The 12,277-nt window shown below is 53.8% G+C and carries 21 protein-coding genes; all 21 read right to left on the bottom strand.

Annotated features, from left to right (window positions below):
* Positions 1 to 6 precede the first annotated feature (6 nt).
* Positions 7 to 540, bottom strand: coding sequence for a 50S ribosomal protein L6 (gene rplF, locus PMYSY11_RS03455; RefSeq protein WP_069901960.1), 534 nt, complete (start codon positions 538 to 540; stop codon positions 7 to 9).
* 12 nt (positions 541 to 552) lie between these two features.
* Positions 553 to 945 (bottom strand): 30S ribosomal protein S8, encoded by a 393-nt coding sequence (gene rpsH, locus PMYSY11_RS03450; RefSeq protein ID WP_069901959.1) that lies wholly within the window; start codon positions 943 to 945, stop codon positions 553 to 555.
* Between the two features lie 197 nt (positions 946 to 1,142).
* Positions 1,143 to 1,448 (bottom strand): 30S ribosomal protein S14, encoded by a 306-nt coding sequence (rpsN, locus tag PMYSY11_RS03445; protein ID WP_150548320.1) that lies wholly within the window; start codon positions 1,446 to 1,448, stop codon positions 1,143 to 1,145.
* Positions 1,449 to 1,461: 13 nt separating this feature from the next.
* A complete protein-coding gene (rplE, locus tag PMYSY11_RS03440) occupies positions 1,462 to 2,001 on the bottom strand; it encodes a 50S ribosomal protein L5 (protein ID WP_069901957.1) in 540 nt (179 codons plus the stop codon).
* A 20-nt stretch (positions 2,002 to 2,021) separates the two neighbouring features.
* Positions 2,022 to 2,336, bottom strand: a complete 315-nt coding sequence (rplX, locus tag PMYSY11_RS03435) for a 50S ribosomal protein L24 (protein WP_009397501.1) — start codon at positions 2,334 to 2,336, stop codon at positions 2,022 to 2,024.
* A gap of 11 nt (positions 2,337 to 2,347) precedes the next feature.
* Positions 2,348 to 2,716, bottom strand: coding sequence for a 50S ribosomal protein L14 (gene rplN, locus PMYSY11_RS03430; protein WP_003281831.1), 369 nt, complete (start codon positions 2,714 to 2,716; stop codon positions 2,348 to 2,350).
* A 23-nt stretch (positions 2,717 to 2,739) separates the two neighbouring features.
* Complete coding sequence (gene rpsQ, locus PMYSY11_RS03425; RefSeq protein WP_069902144.1) at positions 2,740 to 3,006, bottom strand: 30S ribosomal protein S17; 267 nt, start codon at positions 3,004 to 3,006, stop codon at positions 2,740 to 2,742.
* Between the two features lie 2 nt (positions 3,007 to 3,008).
* A complete protein-coding gene (rpmC, locus tag PMYSY11_RS03420; RefSeq protein WP_002555481.1) occupies positions 3,009 to 3,200 on the bottom strand; it encodes a 50S ribosomal protein L29 in 192 nt (63 codons plus the stop codon).
* Positions 3,200 to 3,613: a 50S ribosomal protein L16 gene (gene rplP / locus PMYSY11_RS03415; protein ID WP_150548319.1), complete on the bottom strand. Its 414-nt coding sequence runs from the start codon at positions 3,611 to 3,613 to the stop codon at positions 3,200 to 3,202. Before rplP ends, rpmC begins: the two co-directional genes overlap by 1 nt.
* Positions 3,614 to 3,625: 12 nt before the next feature.
* Complete coding sequence (gene rpsC, locus PMYSY11_RS03410; protein ID WP_010486985.1) at positions 3,626 to 4,312, bottom strand: 30S ribosomal protein S3; 687 nt, start codon at positions 4,310 to 4,312, stop codon at positions 3,626 to 3,628.
* Between the two features lie 13 nt (positions 4,313 to 4,325).
* Positions 4,326 to 4,658, bottom strand: a complete 333-nt coding sequence (gene rplV / locus PMYSY11_RS03405) for a 50S ribosomal protein L22 (protein ID WP_003103908.1) — start codon at positions 4,656 to 4,658, stop codon at positions 4,326 to 4,328.
* An 11-nt stretch (positions 4,659 to 4,669) separates the two neighbouring features.
* Complete coding sequence (rpsS, locus tag PMYSY11_RS03400) at positions 4,670 to 4,945, bottom strand: 30S ribosomal protein S19 (RefSeq protein WP_010486981.1); 276 nt, start codon at positions 4,943 to 4,945, stop codon at positions 4,670 to 4,672.
* A 16-nt stretch (positions 4,946 to 4,961) separates the two neighbouring features.
* Entirely contained in the window at positions 4,962 to 5,786 is an 825-nt protein-coding gene (gene rplB / locus PMYSY11_RS03395) for a 50S ribosomal protein L2 (protein ID WP_069901956.1), read from the bottom strand.
* Between the two features lie 14 nt (positions 5,787 to 5,800).
* Positions 5,801 to 6,100, bottom strand: a complete 300-nt coding sequence (rplW, locus tag PMYSY11_RS03390) for a 50S ribosomal protein L23 (protein WP_069901955.1) — start codon at positions 6,098 to 6,100, stop codon at positions 5,801 to 5,803.
* Entirely contained in the window at positions 6,097 to 6,699 is a 603-nt protein-coding gene (gene rplD / locus PMYSY11_RS03385) for a 50S ribosomal protein L4 (protein WP_010486975.1), read from the bottom strand. Before rplD ends, rplW begins: the two co-directional genes overlap by 4 nt.
* A 12-nt stretch (positions 6,700 to 6,711) precedes the next feature.
* Positions 6,712 to 7,347 (bottom strand): 50S ribosomal protein L3, encoded by a 636-nt coding sequence (gene rplC, locus PMYSY11_RS03380; protein WP_150548318.1) that lies wholly within the window; start codon positions 7,345 to 7,347, stop codon positions 6,712 to 6,714.
* Between the two features lie 81 nt (positions 7,348 to 7,428).
* The gene (gene rpsJ, locus PMYSY11_RS03375) at positions 7,429 to 7,740 is read right to left on the bottom strand and encodes a 30S ribosomal protein S10 (protein WP_010486970.1); all 312 of its coding nucleotides are present in this window, start codon (positions 7,738 to 7,740) and stop codon (positions 7,429 to 7,431) included.
* 145 nt (positions 7,741 to 7,885) lie between these two features.
* Positions 7,886 to 9,079: an elongation factor Tu gene (gene tuf, locus PMYSY11_RS03370; protein WP_069901953.1), complete on the bottom strand. Its 1,194-nt coding sequence runs from the start codon at positions 9,077 to 9,079 to the stop codon at positions 7,886 to 7,888.
* 30 nt (positions 9,080 to 9,109) lie between these two features.
* On the bottom strand, positions 9,110 to 11,209 hold the full coding sequence (gene fusA, locus PMYSY11_RS03365) for an elongation factor G (protein WP_069901952.1): 2,100 nt from the start codon (positions 11,207 to 11,209) through the stop codon (positions 9,110 to 9,112).
* Positions 11,210 to 11,242: 33 nt separating this feature from the next.
* Positions 11,243 to 11,713, bottom strand: a complete 471-nt coding sequence (gene rpsG, locus PMYSY11_RS03360) for a 30S ribosomal protein S7 (protein WP_002555493.1) — start codon at positions 11,711 to 11,713, stop codon at positions 11,243 to 11,245.
* 123 nt (positions 11,714 to 11,836) lie between these two features.
* A complete protein-coding gene (gene rpsL / locus PMYSY11_RS03355; protein ID WP_003186084.1) occupies positions 11,837 to 12,208 on the bottom strand; it encodes a 30S ribosomal protein S12 in 372 nt (123 codons plus the stop codon).
* Positions 12,209 to 12,277 lie beyond the last annotated feature (69 nt).

Genomic DNA, 12,277 nt, shown 5'->3' with positions numbered 1-12,277 from the left:
CTAGCCCTACTTCTTCTTGGCTTCTTTACGGCGGACGACTTCGTCAGCGTAACGAACACCTTTGCCCTTGTAAGGTTCAGGACGACGGAAGTCACGAATCTCCGCAGCTACCTGACCAACCAGTTGTTTGTCGACGCCCTTGAGCAGGATGTCTGTCTGGCTAGGGGTTTCGGCGGTAACGCCTTGCGGCAATTCGTAGTCAATTGGGTGGGAAAAACCCAGAGCCAGGGACAGGATTTGTCCTTTAGCTTGAGCCTTATAACCAACACCGACCAACTGGAGCTTGCGCTCGAAGCCTTCGCTGACGCCGATTACCATGTTGTTAACCAACGCACGAGTGGTACCGGCCATTGCGCGAGTCTGCTGGTCGCCGTTACGAGCGGCAAAACGCAGCTCACCGGATTCCTGGACCACTTCAACGGACGAATGAACATTCAGTTCCAAAGTGCCTTTAGCACCTTTCACCGAGAGCTGCTGGCCGGCGAGTTTGATCTCTACACCAGAAGGCAGCTTGACGGGGTTCTTAGCAACGCGAGACATGCTTATCCCCCCTTAGAACACTGTACATAGCACTTCACCACCGACACCGGCAGCGCGTGCAGCACGATCCGTCATCACACCTTTGTTGGTGGAGACGATGGATACGCCAAGACCGCCACGAACTTTCGGCAGATCATCGACGGACTTGTACTGGCGCAGACCTGGACGGCTAGCGCGTTTTACTTCTTCGATGACCGGACGGCCTTCGAAATATTTCAGCTCGATGGACAGCTGCGGCTTTGCTTCGCCGCTAATCTGATAATCCGCAACATAACCTTCGTCCTTCAGGACTTTGGCTACGGCTACCTTCAAGGTAGAAGATGGCATGCTTACGACGGACTTTTCAGCCATCTGGGCATTACGGATACGAGTTAGCATGTCCGCTAACGGGTCCTGCATACTCATGGGCTAGACGCTCCTGGTACATAGATAGATAGCCTTTCGGCTAGAGTCGCCATACATCCTGGGAAAACCCAGGCTCAGGCGAGCCGAACATTCTAGAGACTGTGCAGAAATGAATCAAGCCCCAATAGGGGCTTGATTCATTTTGCTTGTCTGTAAAGCCGACGCACGGAGGCATCGGCCATACAGTACGCAACGATTTACCAGCTTGCTTTACGCAGACCTGGTACGTCGCCACGCATAGCTGCTTCACGCAGCTTGATGCGCGACAGACCGAACTTACGGAATACACCGTGCGGACGACCTGTGATGCGGCAACGATTACGCAGACGCGAAGCGCTTGCGTCACGTGGCTGCTTTTGCAGTGCCACCGAAGCTTCCCAACGTGCTTCAGGAGTTGCTTCCTGATCGACGATGATTGCTTTCAGCTCAGCACGCTTCTTGGCGTACTTGGCAACCGTTTGCTGACGCTTCAGCTCACGGTTTCTCATGCTCATTTTGGCCATGATCCAGCTCCTATCAGTTGCGGAACGGGAATTTGAAAGCACGCAGCAATGCGCGACCTTCATCATCCGTCCGAGCAGTAGTGGTCAGGGTAATATCCAGACCGCGGAGGGCATCGATTTTGTCGTAGTCGATTTCCGGGAAGATGATCTGCTCTTTAACGCCCATGCTGTAGTTGCCACGGCCGTCGAACGACTTGGCATTCAGGCCGCGGAAGTCACGCACGCGCGGCAGGGAGATAGACAGCAGACGATCCAGGAACTCGTACATACGCTCACGGCGCAGAGTTACTTTAACGCCAATCGGCCAGCCTTCACGAACCTTGAAGCCTGCAATCGACTTACGGGCATGAGTCACAACGACTTTCTGACCGGTGATCTTTTCCAGGTCGGCAACAGCGTGCTCGATGATCTTCTTGTCACCGATTGCTTCGCCCAGGCCCATGTTAAGGGTGATCTTGGTGATACGCGGAACTTCCATCACGTTCTCAAGCTTCAGTTCTTCCTTCAGCTTGGGCGCAATTTCCTTCCGATAAATCTCTTTTAGTCGTGCCATGGTCTTCTACCTAGCAGTGTTCAAGCATCAACCGCTTTTTGGGTCGACTTGAAGACACGAATTTTTTTACCGTCTTCAACTTTGAAACCAACGCGATCTGCCTTGTTGGTTTCGCCATTGAAAATGGCCACGTTAGAAGCGTGCAATGGCGCTTCTTTTTCGACGATACCGCCTTGAACGCCCGACATCGGGTTCGGCTTGGTATGACGCTTAACCAGGTTGATCCCACCAACGACCAAACGGTCGTCAGCGAGAACCTTGAGCACCTTACCGCGCTTACCTTTGTCTTTGCCGGCGATCACGATGATCTCGTCGTCACGACGAATCTTTTGCATGTCGGATCTCCTTAAAGCACTTCAGGGGCGAGCGAGACGATCTTCATGAACTTCTCAGTACGAAGTTCGCGAGTCACGGGCCCAAAGATACGGGTACCGATAGGCTCTTGCTTGTTGTTCAACAGAACAGCAGCGTTGCCATCGAAGCGAATGATCGAGCCATCAGGACGACGAACGCCGTGACGGGTACGGACTACAACAGCAGTCATTACCTGGCCCTTCTTCACTTTACCGCGCGGAATTGCTTCCTTAACGGTTACCTTGATGATGTCACCGATGCCAGCATAACGACGGTGTGAGCCGCCCAGCACCTTGATACACATAACGCGACGTGCGCCACTGTTGTCAGCAACGTCGAGCATGGATTGAGTCTGAATCATATAATTTCTCCGACCCCTAGTCCTTAGACTTCCACTGCGCGTTCGATGACTTCAACCAGAGCCCAAGACTTAGTCTTGGCTACAGGGCGAGTTTCACGAATCGAAACTTTGTCGCCGATGTGGCACTGATTGTTTTCGTCATGCGCGTGCAGCTTGGTCGAACGCTTAACGTATTTACCGTAGATCGGGTGCTTAACGCGACGCTCGATCAATACGGTGATGGTCTTGTCCATCTTGTCGCTGACAACACGGCCGGTCAGCGTACGGACTGTTTTTTCGGCTTCAGCCATGATCACTTACCTGCCTGCTGGTTGAGCACAGTTTTCACACGAGCGATGTCGCGCTTAACTTGCGAGAGCAGGTGAGACTGCCCCAACTGGCCAGTTGCTTTCTGCATACGCAGATTGAACTGGTCGCGCAGCAGGCCGAGCAGTTGCTCGTTCAGCTGCTGTGCTGATTTTTCACGAAGTTCATTCGCCTTCATCACATCACCGTCCGCTTAACAAAAGTGGTAGCGAGTGGCAGCTTTGCAGCAGCCAAGGCAAATGCCTCACGCGCCAACTCTTCGGAAACGCCTTCGATTTCATACAGGACTTTGCCTGGCTGAATCTGGGCTACCCAATATTCGACGCCACCCTTCCCTTTACCCATCCGCACTTCGAGAGGCTTCTTGGTAACTGGCTTGTCCGGGAAAACGCGAATCCAGATCTTCCCGCCACGCTTAACGTGACGAGTCAGAGCACGACGAGCGGACTCGATCTGACGGGCGGTAAGACGACCGCGGGCAACAGACTTCAAGGCGAATTCGCCGAAGCTGACTTTGCTACCGCGCAGAGCCAAGCCACGGTTGTGGCCGGTCATCTGCTTACGGAACTTCGTACGCTTTGGTTGTAACATTTGGCGTACCCCTTACTTAGCAGCTTTTTTACGAGGCGCAGGTGCTTGTGGTTTCAGTTCTTCGTGGCGACCACCAATTACTTCGCCTTTGAAGATCCAAACCTTGACACCGATCACACCATAAGTGGTGTGCGCTTCGTACGTGGCATAGTCGATATCGGCACGCAGGGTGTGCAACGGCACACGACCTTCGCGATACCATTCAGTACGTGCGATTTCTGCACCACCGAGACGACCGCTCACTTGGATTTTGATGCCCTTGGCACCAATACGCATGGCGTTTTGTACAGCGCGCTTCATAGCGCGACGGAACATCACACGACGCTCCAGCTGCTGAGCTACGCTCTGCGCAACCAGCATACCGTCGAGTTCCGGCTTGCGGATCTCTTCGATATTGATGTGCACAGGCACACCCATTTGCTTGGTCAGGTCCTGACGCAGCTTCTCAACATCTTCACCTTTCTTACCGATAACGATACCGGGACGAGCAGTGTGAATGGTGATACGTGCAGTCTGAGCCGGACGAGCAATGTCGATACGGCTTACGGACGCGCTTTTTAGTTTGTCTTGGAGGTACTCACGCACTTTCAGATCAGCGAACAAATAGTCCGCATAAGTCCGACCGTCTGCGTACCAGACGGAGGTGTGCTCCTTGACGATTCCCAGGCGAATGCCAATGGGATGTACTTTCTGACCCATCTGATCGACTCCGTTACTTGTCCGCAACCTTGACAGTGATATGGCAAGACCGCTTGACGATGCGATCAGCGCGGCCTTTGGCTCGCGGCATGATTCGCTTCAGCGAACGCCCTTCGTTGACGAAAACAGTGCTGACCTTCAAGTCATCAACGTCTGCGCCTTCGTTGTGCTCGGCGTTGGCTACAGCCGACTCCAGCACTTTCTTCATGATCTCGGCGGCTTTCTTGCTGCTGAAAGCCAACAGGTTGAGCGCTTCGCCCACCTTTTTCCCGCGGATCTGGTCGGCGACCAAGCGGGCTTTTTGGGCGGAGATTCGAGCGCCCGACAACTTAGCGGCTACTTCCATTTCCTAACCCCTTAACGCTTGGCTTTCTTGTCTGCTACGTGCCCACGATAAGTGCGGGTACCAGCAAACTCGCCGAGTTTGTGACCGACCATGTCTTCGTTCACAAGAACTGGGACATGCTGACGGCCGTTATGTACAGCAATGGTCAGACCGACCATTTGCGGCAGGATCATCGAGCGACGCGACCAGGTTTTAACTGGCTTGCGATCGTTCTTTTCCACCGCCACTTCGATCTTCTTCAGTAGGTGAAGATCAATAAAAGGACCTTTTTTCAGAGAACGTGGCACTGTCGTATCCCTCTATTTACTTGCGACGACGGACGATCATATTATCGGTGCGCTTGTTTCCACGAGTCTTAGCACCCTTAGTCGGGAAGCCCCATGGAGACACCGGATGACGACCACCTGAGGTACGACCTTCACCACCACCGTGTGGGTGGTCGACCGGGTTCATGGCAACACCACGAACGGTCGGGCGAACGCCACGCCAGCGCTTAGCACCAGCTTTACCCAGCGAACGCAGGCTGTGCTCGGAGTTCGAAACTTCGCCCAAAGTCGCACGGCACTCGGCCAGAACTTTACGCATCTCACCGGAACGCAGACGCAGAGTCACATAGACGCCTTCACGAGCGATCAGCTGAGCCGAAGCACCAGCGGAACGAGCGATCTGAGCACCTTTGCCTGGCTTCAGCTCGATACCGTGAACAGTGCTACCAACTGGAATGTTACGCAGTTGCAGGCTGTTACCTGGTTTGATCGGAGCCATGATGCCAGCTACCAGCTGATCGCCAGCACTCACGCCTTTAGGGGCGATGATGTAGCGACGCTCGCCGTCTGCGTACATCAGCAGAGCGATGTGTGCGGTACGGTTCGGATCGTATTCAATACGCTCGACAGTGGCTGGAATGCCATCTTTGTCGTTGCGACGGAAATCGACCAAGCGGTAATGCTGCTTGTGACCACCACCGATATGACGGGTAGTGATGCGACCATTGTTGTTACGACCGCCAGACTTCGACTTCTTCTCAAGCAGCGGAGCGTACGGAGCGCCTTTGTGCAGCTCCTGATTGACCACCTTGACCACAAAACGGCGGCCAGCGGAAGTCGGTTTGCATTTAACGATTGCCATGATGCACCCCTTCCTTACTCAGCACTGCTGGCGAAATCGAGATCTTGGCCTGGCTGAAGCGAGATGATCGCTTTCTTCCAGTCGTTACGCTTGCCCAGACCGCGAGCGGTGCGCTTGCTCTTACCCAGAACGTTCTGAGTAGTAACACGCTCAACCTTCACGCTGAACAGGCTTTCGACGGCCTTCTTGATTTCCAGCTTGGTTGCATCGGTTGCAACCTTGAATACGAACTGGCTTTTCTTATCGGCCAGTAGTGTGGCTTTCTCAGAGATGTGCGGACCCAGCAGCACTTTAAATACGCGTTCCTGGTTCATCCCAGCATCTCCTCGAATTTCTTCACGGCAGAAACGGTAACCAGTACCTTTTCATACGCGATCAGACTGACCGGATCGGAACCCTGTACGTCACGAACATCGACGTGCGGCAGGTTACGTGCAGCCAGGTACAGATTTTGATCAATTGCATCAGACACGATCAGGACATCAGTCAGACCCATGCCATTCAGCTTGCCCAGCAGATCTTTAGTCTTCGGAGCTTCGACAGCGAAGTCTTCAACTACGACCAGGCGATCGGTGCGGACCAGCTCAGCAAGAATCGAACGGATCGCAGCGCGATACATCTTCTTGTTCAGCTTTTGGTCGTGATTCTGCGGACGTGCCGCGAATGTCACACCACCACCACGCCAGATTGGACCACGAGTGGTACCGGCACGAGCGCGGCCAGTACCCTTCTGACGCCATGGACGCTTACCGCCGCCCGACACATCAGAACGAGTCTTCTGCTGCTTGCTGCCTTGACGGCCGCCGGCCATGTAGGCCACAACTGCTTGGTGAACCAGGGTCTCGTTGTAATCGCCACCGAAAGTTGCTTCGGATACTTCGATCGCTTGAGCGCCATTTACATTTAATTGCATGTCAGCTTCCCCTTAACCGCGAGTCTTAGCTGCTGGACGCACAACCAAGTTACCGCCAGTCGCGCCAGGAACAGCGCCTTTGACCAACAGCAGGTTGCGTTCAGCGTCGACGCGCACAACTTCCAGGGACTGTACCGTCACACGCTCAGCACCCATGTGACCGGACATTTTTTTGCCCTTGAATACGCGACCCGGAGTTTGGCACTGGCCAATCGAACCCGGAACACGGTGGGACACGGAGTTACCGTGAGTGTTGTCTTGGCCGCGGAAGTTCCAACGCTTGATGGTACCGGCAAAGCCTTTACCTTTGGACTGACCGGTCACATCGACCATCTGTCCAGCTTGGAAAATTTCAGCGTTGATCAAGTCGCCAGCTGAGTAGTCGCCTTCTTCAAGACGGAATTCCCAGACACCACGACCTGCCGCGACGTTCGCCTTAGCGAAGTGACCGGCTTGAGCCTTGCTGACACGCGAGGCACGACGCTCACCTACAGTGACTTGCACTGCACGATAGCCGTCGGTTTCCTCAGTTTTGAACTGGGTGACGCGATTCGGTTCGATCTCAATGACCGTAACCGGAATGGAGACACCTTCTTCGGTGAAAACACGGGTCATACCGCATTTACGACCGACTACACCAATAGTCATGTTGTAAACCTCATGAGTGTACGGGGCTTTCACCCGCTATGGCCGCCCATTTCAGAGCGTTACACGACTAAGACCCAAGTCTTAGCCGAGGCTGATCTGCACTTCCACGCCAGCCGCAAGGTCGAGCTTCATCAGCGCATCAACGGTTTTATCCGTTGGCTGGACGATGTCCAGTACACGCTTATGGGTCCGAATTTCAAACTGATCGCGCGCGTCTTTGTTGACGTGCGGAGAAGTAAGAACTGTGAACCGCTCTTTGCGAGTTGGCAGTGGAATCGGACCACGCACCTGAGCACCAGTACGTTTCGCGGTTTCCACGATTTCCTGGGTTGATTGATCGATCAGGCGATGGTCAAAAGCCTTCAACCGAATACGGATTTGTTGGTTTTGCATTTTGACCTCAGATTCCAAGCTGCGATTCCCAACGAGCGCAGAACGCCCGTTAAAAGGAGGCGCAATTCTATAGACGCGTCAAGCTAGTGTCAACCCAATAAAAAAAGCCCCCGCAAGCGGGAGCTTCTTTTACTCGATCAATCGATTACTCGATGATCTTGGCAACCACGCCAGCACCAACGGTACGGCCGCCTTCGCGAATTGCGAAGCGCAGACCATCTTCCATGGCGATCGACTTGATCAGGGTAACAACCATTTTCACGTTGTCGCCCGGCATTACCATTTCAACGCCTTCCGGCAGTTCGCAGTTACCAGTTACGTCCGTAGTACGGAAGTAGAACTGCGGACGGTAGCCCTTGAAGAAAGGAGTGTGACGACCACCCTCTTCTTTCGACAGAACGTACACTTCGCCTTCGAACTTGGTGTGCGGCTTAACGCTGCCTGGTTTGCACAGGATCTGGCCACGCTCTACGTCGTCACGCTTGGTGCCGCGCAGCAGGATACCGCAGTTCTCGCCAGCACGACCTTCGTCGAGCAGCTTGCGGAACATTTCAACACCAGTACAGATAGTCTTGGTGGTGTCACGCAGACCAACGATTTCCACTTCTTCCTGAACGCGGATAACACCACGCTCAATACGACCAGTTACAACAGTACCGCGACCGGAGATCGAGAATACGTCTTCTACTGGCATCAGGAATGGCTTGTCGATAACACGAACAGGCTCAGGAATGTAAGTATCCAGAGTCTCAACGAGCTTACGAACGGCAGTGGTGCCCATTTCGTTGTCGTCTTGGCCGTTCAGAGCCATCAGAGCCGAACCGATGATGATCGGAGTGTCGTCGCCCGGGAAGTCGTAAGTCGACAGCAGGTCACGAACTTCCATCTCAACCAGTTCCAGCAGCTCAGCGTCGTCTACCATGTCAGCCTTGTTCAGGAAGACAACGATGTACGGAACGCCTACCTGGCGGGACAGCAGGATGTGCTCACGAGTTTGCGGCATCGGACCATCAGCGGCCGAGCAAACCAGGATAGCGCCGTCCATCTGAGCAGCACCAGTGATCATGTTCTTCACATAGTCAGCGTGGCCTGGGCAGTCAACGTGCGCGTAGTGACGAATGGTCGAATCGTATTCAACGTGGGAAGTGTTGATCGTGATACCACGAGCTTTTTCTTCCGGCGCGCTGTCGATCTGAGCGAAGTCACGAACTGCACCACCGAATGCTTCAGCACAAACCTTGGTCAGTGCAGCAGTCAGAGTAGTTTTACCATGGTCAACGTGGCCGATAGTGCCGACGTTTACGTGTGGTTTGGAACGATCAAATTTTTCTTTAGCCACGACAGTGATCCTCTAGCCTAAAGGGCTGAATTAGCCTTTCTTAACGATAGCTTCGACGATATTCGACGGAGCCTCAGAGTATTTAGAAAATTCCATGGAGTAGCTCGCGCGACCCTGAGACATGGAACGAACGTCGGTCGCATAACCGAACATTTCACCCAACGGTACTTCAGCGCGGATAACCTTGCCAGAGACCGTATCTTCCATACCTTGAATCAGACCACGACGACGGTTCAGGTCACCCATCACGTCACCCATGTAGTCCTCAGGTGTAACTACTTCCACTTTCATTACCGGCTCAAGCACAACAGCACCGCCCTTCTGGGACAGCTGCTTGGTAGCCATGGAGGCAGCAACCTTGAACGCCATCTCGTTGGAGTCGACGTCATGGTAAGAACCATCGAACACAGTAGCCTTCAGGCCGATGAGCGGATAGCCGGCAACAACACCGTTCTTCATCTGCTCTTCGATGCCTTTCTGAATAGCCGGGATGTATTCCTTAGGAATCACACCACCTACTACCTCGTTGACAAACTGCAAGCCTTCCTGACCTTCGTCTGCCGGAGCAAAACGAACCCAGCAATGACCGAACTGGCCACGGCCGCCAGACTGACGTACGAATTTGCCTTCGATTTCGCAAGACTTGGTGATCTTCTCACGGTACGAAACCTGCGGCTTACCGATGTTGGCTTCGACGTTGAACTCGCGACGCATACGGTCTACGAGGATGTCGAGGTGCAACTCGCCCATGCCGGAGATGATCGTCTGACCAGTCTCTTCATCTGTCTTAACGCGGAAAGATGGATCTTCCTGAGCGAGTTTGCCCAGAGCGATACCCATTTTTTCCTGGTCATCCTTGGTCTTAGGCTCGACAGCAACCGAGATTACCGGCTCTGGGAAGTCCATACGAACGAGGATGATTGGCTTCTCTTGCGAGCACAGAGTGTCACCAGTGGTGACGTCCTTCATGCCGATCAGAGCAGCGATGTCGCCAGCGCGTACTTCTTTGATCTCTTCACGGGTGTTTGCGTGCATCTGCACCATACGACCCACGCGCTCTTTCTTGCCTTTAACCGAGTTCAGAACGCCGTCGCCGGAGCTCAGAACACCCGAGTAAACGCGAGCGAACGTCAGAGTACCCACGAATGGGTCGGTAGCGATTTTGAAAGCCAGAGCCGAGAACGGTTCAGCATCATCTGCATGACGCTCCATCTCAACGGTTTCATCATCGATATCCGTACCTTTGATCGCAGGAATATCAACCGGAGCCGGCAGGTAGTCGATAACGGCGTCGAGAACCAGAGGTACACCCTTGTTCTTGAACGACGAACCGCAAACAGCCAGAACGATTTCGCCAGCGATAGTGCGCTGACGCAGAGCAGCTTTGATTTCAGCAGTGGTCAGCTCTTCGCCTTCCAGATACTTGTTCATCAGCTCTTCAGAGGCTTCAGCGGCAGCTTCAACCATGTTGCTGCGCCACTCGTCCGCCAAGTCCTGCATGTCCGCTGGAATTTCTTCTTCGCGGAAAGTCATGCCCTTGTCGTCGTCGTTCCAGTAGATAGCCTTCATCTTGATCAGATCGATCTGACCCTGGAAGTTATCTTCCGAACCGATAGCCAGCTGGATCGGCACCGGGGTGTGACCCAGGCGCGCTTTGATCTGGCCGATTACGCGCAGGAAGTTAGCACCGGCACGGTCCATCTTGTTTACGTAAACAAGACGTGGAACACCGTACTTGTTGGCTTGACGCCATACGGTTTCCGACTGCGGCTCAACGCCCGAAGTACCACAGAACACTACAACAGCGCCGTCGAGTACGCGCAGCGAGCGCTCTACTTCGATGGTGAAGTCAACGTGCCCGGGGGTGTCGATGATGTTGAAGCGGTACTTATCGAACTGCTTCTCGGAACCCTGCCAGAAAGCAGTGGTTGCCGCGGAGGTGATGGTAATACCACGCTCCTGCTCCTGCGCCATCCAGTCCATGGTCGCGGCGCCATCATGCACCTCGCCCATTTTGTGGTTTACGCCGGTGTAAAACAAAACCCGCTCAGTCGTAGTGGTTTTGCCGGCATCAACGTGCGCGACAATACCAATGTTACGGTAGCGGTTAATCGGAGTAGTACGAGCCATATAGCCCTCGCAAAGTTTAGAAGCGCTAGAAAATTAGAAGCGGTAGTGCGAGAAAGCCTTGTTGGCTTCAGCCATACGGTGCACGTCTTCACGCTTCTTAACTGCAGCACCTTTGCCTTCAGCAGCGTCCAGCAACTCGCCAGCTAGGCGCAGAGCCATAGACTTCTCGCCGCGCTTACGGGCGAAATCTACCAGCCAGCGCATGGCAAGAGCATTACGACGGGAAGGACGTACTTCAACAGGAACCTGGTAAGTAGCACCACCAACGCGGCGCGACTTCACTTCGACCAGCGGAGCGATGGCGTCGAGAGCTTTCTCGAAGATCTCCAGGGGATCGCTGTTCTTACGTTCTTTAACCTTTTCCAGCGCGCCATAAACGATACGCTCGGCAACGGCTTTCTTGCCGCTTTCCATTACGTGGTTCATGAACTTGGCCAGAATTTGGCTTCCGTATTTTGGATCATCAAGCACTTCGCGCTTGGCTGCTACACGACGTCTTGGCATGTGATAAGCCCTCAAACGGTCTTCAGGTTAGCTCGGGACCGCATTTGCGCCCGACCTTACTCTTATCGACTCAAATAAATAGATAACTGCAATTTAGTGAAATGTCCCATTACTGGGGCGTAATCACTTAGGACGCTTAGTACCGTACTTCGAACGACCCTGGTTACGACCTTTAACACCGGAAGTATCCAAAGAACCGCGAACGGTGTGGTAGCGAACACCCGGAAGGTCTTTTACACGACCGCCACGGATCAGCACTACGCTGTGCTCTTGCAGGTTGTGACCTTCACCACCGATGTACGAAGAAACTTCGAAACCGTTGGTCAGGCGCACACGGCAAACTTTACGCAATGCCGAGTTAGGTTTTTTCGGCGTAGTGGTGTACACACGAGTGCATACGCCGCGACGCTGCGGGCAGTTCTGCAGCGCAGGCACGTCGGATTTCTCGACGATACGCTTACGCGGCTGACGTACCAGCTGGTTAATAGTTGCCATCTTTAGCTCCACTGTTGTCTTTCGACGCTATTGCTTTACAAACAAAGCAAAATGGCAGAGCACATGCCC

The sequence above is a fragment of the Pseudomonas marincola genome (genome assembly GCF_900682675.2).
GTDB classification, from domain to species: Bacteria; Pseudomonadota; Gammaproteobacteria; order Pseudomonadales; family Pseudomonadaceae; genus Aquipseudomonas; species Aquipseudomonas marincola.
Note: the sequence above shows the minus strand (reverse complement) of the source record. Positions and strands in the feature narration are given on the sequence as shown.